At 62.4% G+C, this 18,575-nt stretch carries 11 protein-coding genes; 10 read left to right on the forward strand and 1 reads right to left on the reverse strand.

All coding sequences use genetic code 11. From position 1 onward, the window contains the following. Positions 1–73: 73 nt before the first annotated feature. The gene (locus DBR46_RS25495) at positions 74–4,942 is read right to left on the reverse strand and encodes an NAD-glutamate dehydrogenase (protein WP_124528463.1); all 4,869 of its coding nucleotides are present in this window, start codon (positions 4,940–4,942) and stop codon (positions 74–76) included. A gap of 479 nt (positions 4,943–5,421) precedes the next feature. On the opposite strand from DBR46_RS25495, the gene DBR46_RS25500 reads away from it, so the two are divergent. From DBR46_RS25500 to DBR46_RS25545, 10 genes are all read left to right on the forward strand, one after another. Beyond that, positions 5,422–5,775, forward strand: coding sequence for a hypothetical protein (locus DBR46_RS25500; RefSeq protein ID WP_124528465.1), 354 nt, complete (start codon positions 5,422–5,424; stop codon positions 5,773–5,775). A 278-nt stretch (positions 5,776–6,053) separates the two neighbouring features. After that, positions 6,054–7,013, forward strand: coding sequence for a MoxR family ATPase (locus tag DBR46_RS25505; protein WP_017739127.1), 960 nt, complete (start codon positions 6,054–6,056; stop codon positions 7,011–7,013). Between the two features lie 5 nt (positions 7,014–7,018). Then, entirely contained in the window at positions 7,019–7,951 is a 933-nt protein-coding gene (locus tag DBR46_RS25510) for a DUF58 domain-containing protein (protein WP_017739128.1), read from the forward strand. Next, on the forward strand, positions 7,948–8,442 hold the full coding sequence (locus tag DBR46_RS25515) for a DUF4381 domain-containing protein (protein WP_124528467.1): 495 nt from the start codon (positions 7,948–7,950) through the stop codon (positions 8,440–8,442). Before DBR46_RS25510 ends, DBR46_RS25515 begins: the two co-directional genes overlap by 4 nt. Further along, a complete protein-coding gene (locus tag DBR46_RS25520; protein ID WP_124528469.1) occupies positions 8,435–9,523 on the forward strand; it encodes a VWA domain-containing protein in 1,089 nt (362 codons plus the stop codon). The genes DBR46_RS25515 and DBR46_RS25520 overlap by 8 nt, the downstream gene beginning before the upstream one ends. Beyond that, positions 9,520–11,259: a tetratricopeptide repeat protein gene (locus tag DBR46_RS25525; protein ID WP_124528470.1), complete on the forward strand. Its 1,740-nt coding sequence runs from the start codon at positions 9,520–9,522 to the stop codon at positions 11,257–11,259. Before DBR46_RS25520 ends, DBR46_RS25525 begins: the two co-directional genes overlap by 4 nt. Continuing rightward, entirely contained in the window at positions 11,256–12,896 is a 1,641-nt protein-coding gene (locus DBR46_RS25530; RefSeq protein ID WP_124528472.1) for a BatD family protein, read from the forward strand. The genes DBR46_RS25525 and DBR46_RS25530 overlap by 4 nt, the downstream gene beginning before the upstream one ends. Before the next feature lie 191 nt (positions 12,897–13,087). Next, positions 13,088–14,329: an exonuclease SbcCD subunit D C-terminal domain-containing protein gene (locus tag DBR46_RS25535; RefSeq protein WP_124528474.1), complete on the forward strand. Its 1,242-nt coding sequence runs from the start codon at positions 13,088–13,090 to the stop codon at positions 14,327–14,329. Beyond that, entirely contained in the window at positions 14,326–17,964 is a 3,639-nt protein-coding gene (locus tag DBR46_RS25540) for an AAA family ATPase (RefSeq protein ID WP_124528476.1), read from the forward strand. The genes DBR46_RS25535 and DBR46_RS25540 overlap by 4 nt, the downstream gene beginning before the upstream one ends. Next, positions 17,961–18,554 carry a glutathione S-transferase gene (locus DBR46_RS25545; RefSeq protein WP_124528478.1) on the forward strand — a complete coding sequence of 198 codons (594 nt, stop codon included), beginning with the start codon at positions 17,961–17,963 and terminating at the stop codon, positions 18,552–18,554. The genes DBR46_RS25540 and DBR46_RS25545 overlap by 4 nt, the downstream gene beginning before the upstream one ends. The last annotated feature ends 21 nt before the right edge of the window (positions 18,555–18,575 follow it).

The following is an 18,575-nucleotide window of genomic DNA, read 5'->3' on the forward strand; positions in this document are numbered from 1 at the left end:
TGCCTGATCAATAGCGTTCCAATAAAAAGCCCCCGTATCTCGCGATACGGGGGCTTTTGTTTGCAGCGTCAGATCAAACCGGTGACAACACCGACTGACCACTCAACGCCAGGTCCAGCAACTCACGGTTGGCCACCGCGTACATGGCGTAGTCCGTGCCGACCGCAGCACGAATTTCTACCATCATCGACACCCAACGATCAGCCATGTCCTTGTGCTGCTCAAGCCACAGGGCCACACGGGCTTCCATGTCTTGTGGCGCGTCGGCCATTTGCAGGACCGAAATGGTGATCGCCCGTTGCTGCCAGTCCACATCGTCACGGAACGCTTCACGGGCCTGGGCCTGCCAGTTGTTGGCTACCGGCAGATCGCTGATCTGCTGCAGGTACCACGGCAGGTCCAGGGCGCTGCCAACGGCGAAGTAGGCCTTGGCCACTTCGGCGGCGTCATGCCCAGTCACGTCGGCGGCTTCGATGATCGGCAGCAAGGTGTACAGGTGAGTAGTCCCTGCAACCATGCGGGCCAACAACTCCGGCACACCGGCTTCGGTGTATTTGCCGTAGCGGTTCTGCCAGCCTTCGCGGGTCGGGCCTTCCAGCAGTTCGTCGAGCTTGAGGCCCAGTGCTGCCAGGTGTGGACCGAAGTGCGCGGTGTCACGGCCAGCGTCCTGCTCGTTGCGACGGCTGCGCAGGAACCAGCGCGTAGCACGGCGACCCAGGCGCATCAGCTCGTCCATCAACTCCAGTTGCACGTCGGCAGAAACCTGGTGGTCCAGGGCTTCAATCTGACGGAACCAGTGCGGGAGGTGGAAGATGTCACGCACAATCACATACGCGCCCGCCACGTTCGCCGGGCTCATGCCGGTCGACTCTTTGAGTCGTTGAACGAAGGTGATGCCCATGTGGTTGACCAGGTCGTTGGCGATCTGGGTGCTGACGATCTCGCGCTTCAAGCGGTGGCGACGCATGGCTTCGCCGAACTTGGCCACCAGGCTCGGTGGGAACGCGGTCTCCATGTCGCGGGTCAGGTAGTCGTCATCCGGTACCAGCGACTTGAGCAGCGCTTCCTTGAGGTCGATCTTGCTGTAGGAAATCAGCACGGACAGCTCCGGACGGGTCAAGCCCTTGCCCGTCGCGGCGCGCTCGACGAGCTGCTCCTCGGTCGGCAGGTACTCGATGGCGCGGTCCAGCTTGCCACGGCCTTCCAGGTCGCTCATCAGGCGCTTGTACTCGGCCGCACGCTCGTAGGCACGGCGCGCGGCCAGGGACAGGGCCTGGGTCTGCTTGTAGTTGTTGCCCAACACCAGGCTGCCGACTTCGTCGGTCATGCTCGCCAACAACTGGTTGCGTTGCTTGTCGGTCATGTCACCGGCCTGCACCACTTCGTTGAGCAGGATCTTGATGTTCACTTCGTGGTCGGAGCAGTCCACACCACCCGCGTTGTCGATGAAGTCGGTGTTGGAACCGCCGCCATTGAGGCCGAATTCCACACGACCCAACTGGGTCATGCCGAGGTTACCGCCCTCGCCCACCACCTTGCAGCGCAGCTCGTTGCCGTTGACGCGCAGCGCGTCGTTGGCCTTGTCGCCCACGTCGGCATGGCTTTCGCTGCTGGCCTTGACGTAGGTACCGATACCGCCGTTCCACAACAGGTCCACCGGCGCCTTGAGCAAGGCGTTCAGCAGTTCAGTCGGGGTCAGCTTGTCGGCCGCGATGTCGAAGCGCTCTTTCATCTGTGGCGAGATGGCAATGCTCTTCGCGCTGCGCGAGAAGATACCGCCGCCTTCGGACATGATGCTGGTGTCGTAGTCGGTCCAGGCCGAACGCGGCAGCTCGAACATGCGCTGGCGCTCGACAAAGCTGGTGGCCGGGTTCGGGTTTGGATCGATAAAGATGTGCAGGTGGTTGAAGGCCGCGACCAGTTGCAGCTTGTCGGACATCAACAGGCCGTTACCGAACACGTCACCGGCCATATCGCCGACGCCCACCACAGTGATGCTGTCTTCCTGCACGTTGATGCCGCGCTCACGGAAGTGACGCTGCACACCGACCCACGCGCCCTTGGCGGTGATACCCATTTTCTTGTGGTCGTAACCGGCGGAACCACCGGAAGCAAACGCATCGCCCAGCCAGAAGCCGTAATCGATGGCAATGCCGTTGGCGATGTCGGAGAAGGTCGCAGTGCCTTTGTCCGCTGCCACTACCAGGTACGGGTCGTCGTCGTCATGACGCACGACGTTGGCCGGTGGCACCAGGACGCCGTCTTTCAGGTTGTCGGTGATGTCCAACAGGCCGGAGATGAAGATGCGGTAGCAGGCGATGCCCTCGGCCGCGATCTCGTCACGGCTGCCGCCCAGTGGCAGGCGACGCGGCAAGAAGCCGCCCTTCGCGCCCACTGGCACGATGACCGAGTTCTTCACTTGCTGGGCTTTTACCAGGCCAAGCACTTCGGTACGGAAGTCTTCTTCACGGTCGGACCAGCGCAGGCCGCCACGGGCCACGTTGCCGAAGCGCAGGTGCACGCCTTCAACCCGTGGCGAGTAGACGAAGATCTCAAACTTCGGCACCGGCTTAGGCAGCTCAGGGATCGCACGCGGGTCGAACTTGAAGCTGAAGTACGACTTGTTCTGGCCGTTGGCGTCGGTCTGGTAGAAGTTGGTGCGCAGGGTGGCCTTGATCAGGTCCAGGTAGCGACGCAGGATGCGGTCTTCGTTGAGCACCTGAACATCGTCCAGGGCGGTGAGAATCGCTTGCTCCAGGCGTTGCTGCTTGTCTTCCAGGTCGTCGCTGGTGAGCTTGCGCGCCAGGTAGAAGCGGGTCTTGAACAACCGGGTCAACTCGCGGGCGATGTCGGTGTGGTTATTCAGGGTGCTGGCGATGTAACCGAGGTCGAAGCCCAGGCGGATCTGCTTGAGGTAACGGGCGTAGGCACGCAGCAGCGCCACGTCGCGCCATGGCAGGCCGGCAGTCAGCACCAGGCGGTTGAACGCATCGTTCTCGGCGTCGCCATGCACGATGTGCACGAAGGCGTCTTGCAGGGTGTCGTTGAGCTGCTGGATGTCCAGGTTCACGCCTTCGGCGGCGATGAACGCAAAGTCATGGATCCAGAACTCGCGGCCATTGGCGTGGCGCAGGCGGTACGGGAACTCGCCCAGCACACGCAGGCCAAGGTTTTCCAGGATCGGCAAGACGTCGGACAGCGCCAGCGGGGTGTCGGCGTGGTAGAGCTTGCAATGCAGCTCACGCTGGCCGGAGACCTGGCCCAGCGGCTGGTAGAAGCTCATCACCAGAGGGTTGGCTTCGGTGAGGCTGTTGAGGTGCTGCATGTCGACCACGGCCGAATGCGCGGCGAAACGCTCGCGGTAGCCGGCCGGGAAGCCTTTCGGGAAATCCGCCAGCACGTTGGTGCCCTGGGCTTCGCCGAAGCTTTCCACCACGAGGCTGGAGTAGTCGTCCTGCCAGCTGCGGCAGGCCTGCACCACTTCTTTTTCCAGTTGCAGCGGGTCGATGTCCAGGCGGTTCTTCGGGTCAACCCGCAGGATCAGCTGCACGCGAGCCAGCACGGACTCGGAGAAGAAGGTCCAGAACTCGCAGTCCGAGGCCTTCAGGCGATCCATCAGCACTTGCTGGATCTTCTGGCGCACTTCGGTGGAATAGATGTCGCGTGGCACGTAGGCCAGGCAGTAGCAGAAACGACCGTAAGGGTCTTTGCGCAGGAATACGCGGATCTTGTTGCGTTCCTGGATCTGCACGATCGACATCACGGTGCTGAACAGTTCGTCGACCGGGGTCTGGAACAGGTCATCACGTGGCAAGACTTCAACGACTTGCGCCAGCTCCTTGCCCAGGTGAGCCTTGGGCTGGAAGCCGGAACGGCGTTCGATTTCCGCGACCTTGCGACGGATATACGGAATCACCCGCACGCTTTCGCCGTACACCGACGAGGTGTAGAGGCCCATGAAGCGGTGTTCCTTGATGACCTTGCCGTCGGCACTGATTTCGCGGATCGACACGTAGTCCGGGTAGGCCGGACGGTGCACGCGGCTCGGGTGCGCAGCCTTGGCGAACGACAACACAGACGGCTCGCGCAGGTAAGCCACGGCGTAGTCTTCGATGCGCGTGTCTTCGGCGGTCAGGCCGGCACGCAGCAGCTTGGTCAGACCGAGGAAAGAGTCGGTGTCATATTCGATATGACCGCCATCTGCCTCGTCACGTACCACAAACTCTTCATAGCCGAGGAAGGTAAAGTGGTTGCCCACCAGCCATTCCAGGAAGCTCTTGATCTCAGCCTTTTCTTCGCCGTCGATAGTGAACTGGCTGGCGTCGATACCGGCCAGCAGGTCCTGGACCTTGGCTTTCATCGGTTCGAAATCAGCCACCGCCACGCGCACTTCGCCCAACACCTGCTCAAGCTCTTTGCTCAGCACGTTGAGTTCGGCGGCGTTGGCGCAGCGGTCGATTTCCAGGTACATCAGCGATTCTTGCTGGATGCCTTCGCCCTGGGTGCCTTTTGGCAGGATTTCCAACAGCTCGCCCTTGCTGCCACGACGCACGCTGAGCACGGTGGTTTGCAGGGTGTGGATGCTGTAGCCACGACGGTTCAGCTCGGTACGGACCGAGTCCACCAGAAATGGCAGGTCATGGTGCAGCACTTCGACCGCGGTGTGGGTCGATTGCCAGCCATGACGTTCGTAATCGGGGTTGTACACCCGTACTTGCGGTTGGGTGTGGTCAAAGCGCTCAAGCAGGCGCCACGCAGAGAGGGTGCAACCGGCCAGGTCGGAAAGGCGACGCTGGGTCAGTTCGTCCAGAGAAATGATGCCGAAGAATTGTTCAGCGAACAGCGCCACTTGTGGCAGTGCCTGTTCACTGATGTGCTGCGCCAGTGCCGCTTGCAGTTGATGCTGGAAGTCGGCCTTGCTGGCTGCGGTGAAGAACGCCATCTGTGGTACTCCGCTTGGGCTTGTTATTGATGAAAGCGTCGCGTGTTATCCCCTTGCGGGGAGACCGTCAGCTCTGTTCGCAGGTTAACCATAGCGAATCAAAGCGACAGGTGGGTGAAGCTGCACAAGACAACGGGGTCACATACAACTTGCACGAGATGCGCACCGGGCCAGATGACGGTACGACGGGCAGGTCAGGCGCCTGGCTCATGCACATCCGTTGCGCAGCTTAACGAGTGTGGGAAGACAGCTGCTTGCGGTGCTGCGACATATTCGGTCATCGGTACGCAGGCCAGCGGTTGCAACTTGGGCAACCCGGAATTTTCGGTTAAAAAACCAGGTGTTTTTACCGCACCGAGTACCGGAAATGACTGATAGCACGCGTCAGGTCATGCACTGGGTCTGACACAGGATGCAGCACAAAATTCGCGGCAATGGCACAATTGCCCGCATCAAGCCCCGCCCAGACAGGATTCCCCATGCTGCAACTGACAACCGACGCCCTGATGGTCACTCCGTGCGATGACGAAGAAGACAACATGGCCATGCTCTGCTGCCACGGCAAGAACGGCGAGATGTTCATGCTGACCCGCTACCCGGATGAAGACGAAGTGGAACTGACCTGGGACTACGAGCCATCGACCCTGGACGGGCTGAAGGTCACCCTGGGTGACACGACCCTGCTGGTGGAACTGGCTGCCGGCGACGCCGACGCTCTGGGCGGCAAGGATCAATTGCAGATCAGCCACGCCACCGCTGCCTCAGACATGGCCGAGGTTGAAGAAACCCTGCAGAACATCCTCAACGGCACCGGCACCTTCACCCGAATCTAAGCTGCATAAGAGAACTAATGTGGGAGCGGGCTTGTGTGGGAGCGGGCTTGCTCGCGAATGCGGTGGTTCAGTCAACAAAAATAGCGACTGATACTCCGCCTTCGCGAGCAAGCCCGCTCCCACATTGTCTTGCGCACGCCAAACAAATTTCCTACAAGTTTTGCCAAAAATACTCATTACGCCGTTAGTCGCTACACCCCGCGATGCATTAAAGTAAGCCTCCCTAGCCCGGCGTTTTGACTCGACCCCAGGGCGCACCTCTCCAGGAACCGTCATCGATGGAACATCGTGAAGCGCTGCTCGCGCTGCGAACCTTTCTTTCTACGCAGATTCTCGGCCAGGAAAAACTCATCGATCGTCTGCTGATCGCCCTGCTCGCAGACGGCCATATGCTGGTAGAAGGCGCGCCGGGCCTGGCCAAGACCAAGGCCATCAAGGAGTTGGCCGAAGGCATCGAGGCGCAGTTCCATCGCATCCAGTTCACCCCCGACCTGCTGCCGGCCGACATCACCGGCACCGAGATCTATCGCCCGGAAACCGGCAGTTTCGTGTTCCAGCAAGGGCCGATCTTCCACAATCTGGTGCTGGCGGACGAAATCAACCGCGCGCCGGCCAAGGTGCAATCGGCCCTGCTCGAAGCCATGGCCGAGCGCCAGGTCAGCGTCGGGCGCAGCACCTACGAGCTGTCGCCGCTGTTTTTGGTGATGGCCACGCAAAACCCCATCGAGCAGGAAGGCACCTACCCGCTGCCCGAAGCCCAGCTCGACCGTTTCCTGATGCATGTAAAAATCGGTTTCCCGGACGCCGCCGTCGAACGGCGCATCCTGCAACAGGCCCGTGGCGAAGCGCTCAACGGTGAAACCAAGCCCGAGCGCCGTGTCAGCCAGCAAGCCATCTTTGCCGCCCGCAAGGAAATCCTCGGCCTGTACATGGCCGACGCGGTGGAGGAATACCTGGTGCAACTGGTCATGGCCACGCGGACCCCGGCCAAGTTCGACCCGGAGATGGCCGAATGGATCGCCTACGGCGCCAGCCCGCGCGGCTCCATCGCCCTCGACCGCTGCGCCCGCGCCCATGCCTGGCTGGCCGGGCGCGACTTCGTCAGCCCGGAAGACATCCAGGCGGTGCTGTTCGACGTGCTGCGCCACCGCATCATCCTGTCGTTCGAAGCCGAAGCCGCGGGCATTGACCAGGACCGCGTGGTACAGCGCATTCTTGACGTCGTTGCCGTCGCTTGAACCCCATGAACGCAAGCGATGGCATCCGCGTCACCCTCAGCGAATTGATCGAGATGCGCCATCGCGTGCGCGAAGTGCAGCTGTTTTCCACACCCAGCCAACGCAGCCCGCTGATCGGCCTGCACCACTCCAAACTGCGCGGGCGCGGCGTCGACTTCGACCAGGTGCGCGTGTACCAGGCTGGCGACGATGTGCGCACCATCGACTGGCGCGTGACGGCGCGCACCCAGGAGCCACACACCAAACTGTTCCATGAAGAGCGCGAGCGGCCGATCTTCATCATGGTCGAGCAAAGCTGCCGGCTGTTTTTCGGCTCCGGGCAGATGTTCAAGTCGGTACTGGCCGCCCAGGCGGCGAGCCTGATCGGCTGGGCGGCGCTGGGGCACAACGACCGCGTTGGCGGGTTGGTATTCGGCGATAACGAGCACTACGAAATCAAACCCCGCCGCAGCAAGCAAAGCCTGCTGCAACTGCTCAACCGCCTGGTGCGCGTCAACCAGAGCCTGAACACCGAAAGCCATCCCGAAGCCGATGCCCTGGGCATGGCCCTGCGCCGTGGCCGTGAAGTCTTGCGCCCCGGCAGCCTGGTGATTGTGATCTGCGACGAGCGCGCCCTGACCGAAGGCGCCGAGCAGCAGCTGAGCCTGTTGTCGCGGCATTGCGACCTGCTGCTGCTGCCGATCTCCGACCCGCTGGACCACGCCCTGCCCGCCGCCGGGCTGCTGCGTTTTGCGCAACGCGGCGCGCTGTTGGAACTGGACACGCTGAACTACGATTTACGCCAAGCCTACAAAGCCCAGGCCGAGGCGCGCATCGCCCGCTGGGAATTGCTCGCGCAAAAGCTGCGGGTGCTGCTGATGCCCTTGAGCACCCAGAGCGAAATGGTCGAGCAACTGCGCGAATACCTCAACCCGCAACGCCCGGTTAAAAAGCAATGAGCAGCCTGGACCAACTGCAACCGCTGATCGCCCCGCCGGCCATTGGGTTCTGGCCGCCTGCGCCGGGCTGGTGGCTGTTGTTGCTGCTGATCCCGCTGCTTGGCTGGGGGCTGTGGACGCTGCGTCGTTTCCTGCCCGCGCGACGCCCCGTGGCCCGCGCCGAACAACCTCTGGACCCGTTGCGCATTGCCGCTCTGGCAGAACTTGCGCTGATGCCAAAACCCTACGACGGCGCGCCGGCTGGCGCCTGGCTGCAACAACTCAACGGCCTGCTCAAGCGCCTGTGCCGCAACGACTACCCCTACAGCCAGAGCCACACCCTCAATGGCCGCAAGTGGCTGGCCTTCCTCGACAACCGCTGCCCCGCTGCCGGCCTCACCCGTTGGATGGTGCTGGTGGAGGGCGCCTACAAACCTGAATGCAAACTCGACGACAAAGCCATCGCCGGCCTGACCCAAGCCGTCGACACCTGGATCCGCAAACATGTTTGAGTTCGCCTGGCCGTGGATCTTCGCCCTGCTGCCATTGCCCTGGCTGATGCGCCTGGTGCTGCCCGTGGCCGACAGCGGCGAGCCCGCGTTGAAAGTCAGCTACCTGGGCGACCTCGAAAGCCTTGCCCGCCGCCGTGCCCGCGTAAACCTGCCGGGCTGGCGCCAGCAAGCGCCGTTTGTAGTCTTGTGGCTGTTGCTGCTGACCGCCGCCGCGCGCCCGGAATGGCTCGGCGAACCGCTGCCGATTGCCGCCAGCGGCCGCGACCTGCTGGTGGCGGTGGACGTGTCCGGCTCCATGGACTTCCCCGACATGCACTGGCAGGACGACGACATCAGCCGCCTGAGCCTGGTCAAACACCTGCTCGGCGACTTCCTTGAGGAGCGCGAAGGCGACCGCGTCGGCCTGATCCTGTTCGGCAGCCAGGCCTACCTGCAAGCGCCACTGACCTTCGACCGCCGCACAGTGCGCACCTGGCTGGATGAAGCGCGTATCGGCATCGCCGGCAAAAACACCGCCATCGGCGATGCCATCGGCCTGGCCCTCAAACGCTTGCGCCAGCGCCCGGCACAAAGCCGCGTGTTGATCCTGGTGACGGACGGCGCCAACAACGCCGGGCAGATCGACCCGCTCACCGCCGCGCGCCTGGCCGCCGAAGAAGGCGTGAAGATCTACCCCATCGGCATTGGCGCCGACCCCGAGCAAACCGGTTCCCTGGGTATCCTCGGCGTCAACCCGAGCCTGGACCTCGACGAACCGGCACTCAAGGCCATCGCTCAGGCCACCGGCGGGCAATACTTCCGTGCCCGCGACGGCGAAGAATTGCAAACCATCAAGGACACCCTCGACAAGCTCGAGCCGGTCGAACAACAACCGACCCAGGCGCGCCCGGCGCAGGCGCTGTATAGCGGGCCGCTGGCCCTGGCGTTGATCCTGAGCCTGTTGCTGGTGGTCCAGGAACGCTGGCCGAACAACGCCCTGCAACGGCTGTTCAATAAACTCTCGAGCAAGGGGATTTTCCTGCAACAGCACCCCGAATGGCGCAAGCGCCTGCAACGCCTGCGTTTGCGGAGGCGGCGATGATCGACCTGTGGCCGCATTGGTTCCGCCCCTGGTGGCTGTTGCTGCTGCCGTTGCTCGGCTGGCTGCTGTGGCAGTTGTGGCACCGGCAGAAACGCGCCGGGCGCTGGCAGATGATCCTGCCGCCGGCCTTCCATGCCGTTTTGCTCAGTGGTGGCAACGGTCGCGAAAGCAAATCGCCGTGGGTGGTGCTGGGCATCGCTTGGCTGTTGGCCGTGCTGGCGCTGCTTGGGCCGAGTTGGCAGCGGGTTGAACAGTCCAGCCAGAAACCCTCCGACCCGTTGGTGGTGTTGCTGGAACTGACCCCGGAAATGCTCGCCACCGACAGCCCGCCCAACCGCCTGGAACAGGCGCGACGCAAGCTCTACGACTTGTTGCAGGCACGCAGCGACGCGCAGACCGCCATCGTCGTGTATGCCGGCAGCGCCCACACGCTGGTGCCGCTGTCCGACGACCTGGCCACCAGCCGCAACCTGCTGGAAGCCCTGCGCCCGTCGATCATGCCCGAGCCCGGCCATCGTGCCGACCTCGCGGTGGAAAAAGCCCTGGACCTGCTCAAGCGCGGCGGTCTCGGCCAGGGACGCTTGCTGCTGATCGGCTCGTCGCTGTCCAAACAGGAGCGCCAGGGCATTCGCCTGCTGCTGCAAAGCGCACAATCACCAAGCCTGTCGATCCTCGGCATCGGCAGCCGCGAAGGCACGCCCGTGACCCAGGAAAGCGGCGAATTCCTCAAGGACGAACAGGGCGCGATCCTGGTGCCGCGCCTCGACAGCCCGACCCTCAAGGCCTTCGCCAACGAAATGGGCGGCCGCTACCGTGCTGCGCGCCTGGATGACAAAGACCTGCGCCAACTCGGCGTGCTCGACCCGCCGCAAGCCCTGCGCGACGACGGCCAGCGCCTGCACCTCGACACCTGGGCCGACCAGGGTTATTGGCTGCTGCTGCCCTTGTTGCTGCTGGCCGCCTGTGCCGGGCGGCGCGGCTGGTTGTTCTGCCTGCCGCTGTTGTTCCTGGTCGCGCCACAACCCAGCTATGCCTTCGAGTGGCAGGACCTGTGGCTGCGCCCTGACCAGCAAGGCCAGTACCTGCTCAAGCAAAAACGCCCCGCCGAAGCCGCCGAACACTTTCAAGACCCGCAATGGCAAGGCGTAGCGCTGTACGAAGCCGGCAACTATGCCGAGGCCATCAAACGCTTTGCCGAAGGTAATGACGCCTATTCCCACTACAATCGAGGCAATGCGCTGGCCAAATCCGGTGAACTGGAAGCCGCCATCGACGCCTACGAACAGGCCCTGGAAGCCCAGCCCGACCTGCAACCGGCGCTGAAAAACAAAGCCCTGCTGGAAACCCTGATGCAGGAACAAACGCAGCCGGAACCTGAAAAGCCGGCAAAAAACGAAGATGACGAAACCACCCAACCCGGCCAAACTGCGCAACCGGGCGCCAGCGGGCAAAACGCTACGGGTGGCGAGCAGTCGTCCCAAGGCCAGGGCGAAGCCGGCACCGGCGATACCCAGACCGGCGCCACGCCCCACCCTGGTGGCAACGAAGTGCCGGGCAGCGAACTGGGGGATGAGCAAACCACCACCCCGCCGCTACGCCCCAGCGACGCCAGCCTCGACGGTGAACACCGCCAGGCCCTGGAGCAATGGTTGCGGGAGATCCCCGACAACCCCGGCGAACTGCTTCGCCGCAAATTCTGGTACGAACAGCAACAACATCAGGACAAGACTCGATGAGCCGCCGCCCCACCCTACTGCTTCTGCTCGCGTTATCGGCAGGCCACGCCCAGGCGGCGAACCTGGTCGCCAGCGTTGACCGCAGCCGCCTCAACTCCGGGGAAACGGTGGAACTGACGGTGGAATCCAGCGACGTCACCCAGTTCGGCAAACCCGACCTGTCGCCCCTGGAGGCGCAGTTCGAAGTCAGCGGCACCCGCCAGCTCAACCAACTCACCACCCTGGGCGGCGATAACCACGCCACCACACGCTGGATCATCACCCTGCTGCCCAAGGAAAACGGCATCGTGGTGATCCCGCCGCTGCAAGTGGGCGAATATTCGACCCAACCCATCAGCCTGCAAGTGGTCGAGACCGCCAGCCAGAACACCAACGCCGAACTGGCGCCGGTGTTTGTCGAAGCCAACCTCGACCAGACCAGCGTGTACGTACAGGCCCAGGCCCTGCTGACGGTGCGCGTGTACCACTCGGTGTCGCTGTATGACGACAGCAGCCTTACACCGCTGCAGATCCCCGACGCACGCATCGAGCAGTTGGGCGAGTCGCGCACCTACGAAAAAGTCATCAACAGCATCCGCCATGGCGTGATCGAAACCCGCTACGCGATCTACCCGCAACACAGCGGTGTGCTGGATATTCCCGCGCAGACCTTCAGCGCCACCTTGGTGGAATCACGCCCGCCCCAGGAAAACACCCTGCAAGGTACCAAGCCCGGCAAGTTGATCCACGTCAGCTCGGCGCCGCTGCCACTGACGGTCAAGCCCAAGCCTGAGCTATACCCTGCCGATACACCATGGCTGCCCGCACGTAGCCTGACCCTCGACGAAAGCTGGAACCCCGAGCCGGAGCATGTGCAGATCGGCGACTCGCTGACCCGCAGCCTCACGATCAAGGCCGAAGGCCTGTCGAGCGCACAACTGCCGGCCCTGCCCAGCAGCGAGATCAGCGGCCTGCGCCGCTACCCGGATCAACCGGTGCTCGCCAACCAGATCAATGACCGTGGCCTGATCGGCAGCCGCGAAGACCGCGAAGCCCTGGTGCCCAACCGCGTCGGCCCACTGGAACTGCCGGCGGTGGAAGTGGTGTGGTGGAACACCCACGAAGACCACCTGGAACGCACCAGCCTGCCGGCGCGGACCTTGCAGGTCGCCAACAACCCGAGCCTGGTAGTGGATACGCCTGCCACGCCCACTGTCATCACGGCGCCAGACGACAGCCACCTGTGGTTGTGGCAGCTCAGTACGCTGATCCTGGCCTGCACCACGCTCCTGGGTTTCGGCCTGTGGTGGCGTGCGCGCCGGCAACCGGCCGTACTGCGCGCCGCACAAACCGGCCCAAGCCCGCGCACCTTGCTCGACGACCTCAAGCGCGCCACCCAGGCCAACGACCCCCAGGCTACCCGTCAGGCCCTCGACGCCTGGGCGCGGCAGCAACCGGAAACCCTGGCCGAGATGGCTGCGCGGTTTATCCCACTGTCCGATGCCCTGGACGGCCTGAACGGCGCGCTCTACAGCGAAAGCGGCCAGTACTGGCTGGGTGAAGAGCTGTGGCGCGCGGTAAAGGCCATCCCAATGGCCGAACGCGAAGCAGACCCGACCGCCGACACCACCAGCCTGCCGCCGCTCTACCCCAAGTAACTGACACCACACAGATCAAAATGTGGGAGCGGGCTTGCTCGCGAATGCGGTGTACCAGTCAATACATGTGCTGACTGACACACCGCATTCGCGAGCAAGCCCGCTCCCACACTTGATCTGCACCATCCGGGGCAGTGTGTTCACATTCCGGGTAAACTCCCCTCCTTTTCATCTTCTCCAGGGAGTTCGCCTTGCGTCTGTTCCACACCTCCGACTGGCACCTTGGGCAAAACCTGCATGGCCAGGAACGCGATTACGAACACGCCTGTTTCCTCGACTGGCTGTTGGGCCAACTCAAGACTCATCAACCCGATGCGCTGCTGATCGCCGGTGATATCTTCGACACCGTCAACCCGCCGCTCAAGGCCCAGGAGCGCCTGTATGACTTCATCATCAGCGCCCACGAACAAAACCCCAGCCTCACCATCGTGATGATCGCCGGCAACCACGACTCGGGCTCGCGCATCGAATTGCCCGCGCCGTTGATGCGGCGCCTGCGCACCCACGCCCTCGGTCGTGTGTTGTGGCTGGATGACGGCCAATTGGATGCCGAGCGCCTGCTGATCCCATTGCCGGATGCCAAGGGCAAGATCGCTGCCTGGTGCCTGGCGCTACCGTTTCTGCGCCCGGCGGAAGTCACCGGTGCACACTTGGGTGACGATTACCTGCGCGGTATCGGCCAGGTGCACGAATGGCTGATCGCTGCCGCCAACGCCAAACGTAAAAAAGGCCAGGCATTGATCGCCATCAGTCATGCGCACATGGCCGGTGGATCGGTGTCGGAAGACTCCGAGCGCAGCCTGATCATCGGCAATGCCGAGGCACTCCCCGCCAAGCTGTTCGACAGAAGTGTCGGTTATGTTGCCCTCGGCCATTTGCACAAGCCGCAAAAGGTCAATGGCGAAGAGCGTATCCGCTATTGCGGCTCGCCGATTCCGCTGTCGTTTTCCGAAATCGGCTACAAGCACCAGATCCTCGACGTGACCTTCCAGGGTCAAGCCCTAGTGAGCGTCGAACCGCTGCTGATCCCTCGCTCGGTCGACCTGCAACGCCTGGAAGCCGCGCCCCTGGCCGATATCCTCAAGACACTGTCCGAACTGCCCGACATCGACCTGCTCGCCGAAACCCAGCGCCACCCCTGGCTGGAAGTGCGCGTGCGCCTCGACGAACCCCAACCGGACCTGCGCCAGCAAATCGAAACCGCCCTGCAAGGCAAGGCCGTGCGTCTGGTGCGCATCGCTGCCGAATACGCCGGCAACGGCGCGCGTGAGGAAGAAGGCGAAGCGCGCCTGATCGAACTCGACCAACTCACCCCCCAGGAGCTGTTCAGCCGCGCCTGGCAGGACAGTTACGGCAGTGAAGTGGATGAACAGACCTTGAAGGATTTCGCCGTGCTGCTCCAGGAAGTGCAACAGGAGGATGAACCCGCATGAAAATCCTCGCCATTCGCCTGAAAAACCTCGCCTCCCTGGCCGGCCCGTTTGAAATCGACTTTACTGCCGAACCGCTGGCCAGTGCCGGCTTGTTCGCAATCACCGGGCCAACCGGCGCCGGTAAAAGCACCCTGCTTGATGCGTTGTGCCTGGCGTTGTTTGGCGCCGTACCGCGCCTGGGCGACACCGGCCAGGCGAAGATGCCCGACGCCGACAGCGATATTTCCATCGGCGACCCGCGCACCCTGCTGCGACGCGGCACCGGTGGCGGTTATGCCGAAGTGGATTTCGTCGGCGTCAACGGCCGGCGCTATCGTGCCCGCTGGGAAGCCAACCGTGCTCGCGACAAGGCCAGCGGCAAATTGCAGAACAGCCGCCAAAGCCTGATCGACCTGGACAGCGACCAACTGCTGGCCAGCCAGAAAACCGAATACAAGACCCAGTTGGAACTGGCCCTGGGCTTGAACTTTGAACAGTTCACCCGCGCCGTACTGCTGGCCCAGAGTGAATTCAGTGCATTCCTCAAGGCCAACGACAACGAACGCAGCGAGCTGCTGGAAAAACTCACCGACACCGCGCTGTACACCCAGCTCGGGCGCCGTGCGTTCGACAAGGCCAAAGAGGCCAAGGACGCCCACAAACAGCTGCAAGACCAGGCCACCGGCGTCGTGCCCCTGGCAGCCGAAGTGCGCGCCGAATTGGATCAGCAATTCGACGCCGCGCAACAACAACTCAAGACCCAACAAGCCCAGCTCAAGCAACTGGAGGCGCAACAAGCCTGGCTCAAGGAGTTGCGCGAATGGCAAGAGCGTCAGCTCAGCGCGACCGAACAACTCCAACGCGCGCAGGCCGATTGGGCCAGCCAGGGCCAGCAGCGCCAGGACCTGAGCCGGCTGGACCAGTTGGCGCCGCAACGTCATCACTTCGCGCGCCAAGCCGAACTGGGCAATCTGCTGTCGCCGCTGGCCGCGCAGATCCAGCATCATATCGAACAGCAGGCCACGCTCAATGCCCGCCAGGAACAGGCCCAGCAACAGCAAACCGCCGCCCAGGGCGCATTGGTCGGCGCTGTCAGCAACCAGAGTGAAGCCGCGCCCCTGCTGCAACAGGCGTTCGCAGAGCAAACAACGTTGGCGCACTTGACCAAGGAAGTGGGCAAGTACATTGACGAAAAACAACTCAAAGAAAATGCGTGCATAGAAGGCCAATCTGCACTGGGTAACGTACAGGCTATGCATCAACAAGCGTCTGTACGCATTGAGCAGTTGGATGCTGAGTTGGCGCACAGTATCGCTCTCGCACCGTTAAGTGCGGCATGGGATGGTTACCGCCCAAGCCTGCAACAACTCATGCAAACCGCTAGCCGATTCAACAAAGGTAGCGCCGAATTACCACAGCTTGAAAAGCGCGCCACCACCGCTGCCGAAGACTTGGCCCAGCAACGTCAAGCCCTGGATCTGCTGTACCAGGAAGCCGGTGCAGAACCCCATGCCGTAGCCGAACAAATTCATTTGTTGGCCGGCCTGCTGCAAGACAATCGCAAGCAACAACACGCTTTCGAAGACCTGAAGCGTTTGTGGGATAGCCAGCAACAACTGGATCATCAATCCACCGTGCTCGCTCAGAAGCTGGTTGATGCCCACCAGCAACGCGAAATCCTTATTCATTCGGGCAAACAGGCAAAGGCGGAACTGACCACTGCCGAACATACGCTGACAGTGACCAAACAGTTGCTGGAGCGTCAACGCGCGGCACGCAGTGAAAGTGTGGAGGAGTTACGCGCGACGCTTGAAGACGACCACCCCTGCCCGGTATGTGGTAGCCACGAACACCCCTATCACCAACCCGAAGCTCTGCTGCAAAGCCTTGGACGTCACGACGAGAGTGAGGAGGCAACCGCGCAAAAGGCGGTCGATACGCTGAATCAAACACTGATCGAGTTGCGCGGTGACCTTGGCGGGGTGAATGCGCAAATCAAGGAGTACCTGAGCCAGCAAGAAGAACTGATCAAGGCCCAGACAACCTCGACGCTGAATCTGCAAGCTCATGCACTTGGCGCCTCGCTGCTCGATCAGGACGCGACCAAGCGCAGCGCCTGGGTCATCCAACAACTGAGCCAACTGACGCAACGCATCACCCAGGACGAACAGCGCCAAAGCGCCTTGCTGGGTCTGCAACAAAACGCCGGACGCATGCAGCAGCAGCTGGAGACTGTGCAGGAGGCGAACCGACAGACCAGCCAAATGCTCGCAGACCAACAACGTGAATTGTCTGCGGACAGCAAACGCCTCGACGAAGCGTTCAATACCTTCGCCAGCCTGTTGCCCACTGAGATCCTGGAAGGATTGCGCAGCGAACCGACGGCCACCTTCATGCAGTTGGACCAGCAAGTCAGCCAGCGCCTTGAGCAGATGAGACTCCAGCAGGATGAACTGTCTGAGCAGCAGCAACGCCAGCAAGCCATCGAAAAAGAAACTGACCGTCAACAGAATCGCCAACAACAATTGGAAGACGCTCAACGAAACCTCGCTGGGTTGACTGCGCAGCAACAGGCCGCGCAGGAGAAACTCAGCGCACTGCTAGGCGACCACACCAGCGCCGAACACTGGCAACAGCAACTCGACCAGGCCGTCACGCAGTCGCGTCAAAGCGAGGCCGACGCCAATAAGCAACTGCATGAGCTGCACAACGCGCTGATCCAACTGGCCGCCGACCTCAACGCGCAACAGGAGCGCCAGCAGGCGCTGCAAACCGAGCAGCACACGCTCGTCAGCCGTATCGGCGAATGGCGCGCCCTGCACCCGGAGCTGGATGACGCAGGCCTTGCACGCTTGCTGGCCTTCGATGACGCGCAAGTCAGCGCACTGCGCCAGCAGTTGCAGCACAGCGAAAAAGCCGTCGAGCAAGCCAAGGTCCTGCTGCAAGAGCGCGAACAACGCCTGGCCGACCACCAGGCCCTGCACAACGGCAACCTCGACGCCGAACAGCTGGACAGCGCCCTCGCCGAACTCAATCAGCAAGTGACCGATGCTGAAAAACACCTCGCCGAATTGCGCGCGCGCCAATCCGAAGACCAGCGTCGCCAGGACGCCAACCATGCCTTTGCCGCGCAGATCGCCAAGGCGTATGAGGAATGGCAACGCTGGGCACGCCTGAACGCTTTGATCGGCTCGGCCACGGGCGACACCTTCCGCAAGATCGCCCAGGCCTACAACCTTGACCTGCTGGTGCACCATGCCAACGTGCAACTGCGCCAACTGGTGCGCCGCTACCGCCTCAAGCGCGGCGGCAGCATGCTCGGCCTGCTGGTGCAGGACACGGAGATGGGCGATGAACTGCGCTCGGTGCATTCGCTGTCTGGCGGCGAGACCTTCCTGGTGTCGCTGGCGCTGGCGTTGGGCCTGGCGTCCATGGCGTCGAGTACCTTGAAGATCGAGTCGCTGTTTATCGACGAAGGTTTCGGCAGCCTCGATCCCGAATCCCTGCAACTGGCCATGGACGCACTGGACGGCTTGCAGGCCCAGGGCCGCAAGGTGGCGGTGATCTCCCACGTCCAGGAAATGCACGAACGCATCCCGGTGCAGATCCAGGTCAAACGCCAAGGCAACGGCTTGAGCACCCTGGAAGTCAAATGAGCGAAGCGCTGCTGTATTCGTTCCGCCGCTGCCCCTACGCGATGCGCGCGCGGTTGGCATTGCGCTACGCCGGCGTGCCGGTGCGTATCGTCGAGGTCAGCCTCAAGGCCAAGCCGGCCGAAATGCTCGCGCTATCGCCCAAGGGCACGGTGCCGGTGCTCAGCGTTGACGGGCGGGTGATTGAAGAGAGCCTGGAAATCATGCAATGGGCCCTGGCGCAGCACGATCCTGACGACTGGTTGCTGCACGGTGATCCGGCGGTCTTGGGGTTGATCGCAGAGAACGATCAGGGCTTCAAACATCACTTGAATCGATACAAGTACGCCGAGCGCTACCCGGAACAGTCGATGGAACATTATCGGGCCGAGGGCGAGGTGTTCTTGCAGAAGTTGGAGGGGTTGCTGGCCGGGCGGGATTACCTGCTGGCCAACCACCTGACCCTGGCGGATGCTGCACTGGCACCGTTTGTGCGCCAGTTTGCCCATGTGGATCGAGTGTGGTTTGCCGGTACATCGTATAAACGGTTGCAGGTTTGGTTGCAGCGTTTTCTAGAGTCGCCGCTCTTTGTTGCCGTCATGGCGAAGGCTTGAAAGCCACACAATCCGAATGTG

Origin of the sequence: Pseudomonas sp. KBW05 (assembly GCF_003852405.1) — a bacterium.
Lineage (GTDB): Bacteria > Pseudomonadota > Gammaproteobacteria > Pseudomonadales > Pseudomonadaceae > Aquipseudomonas.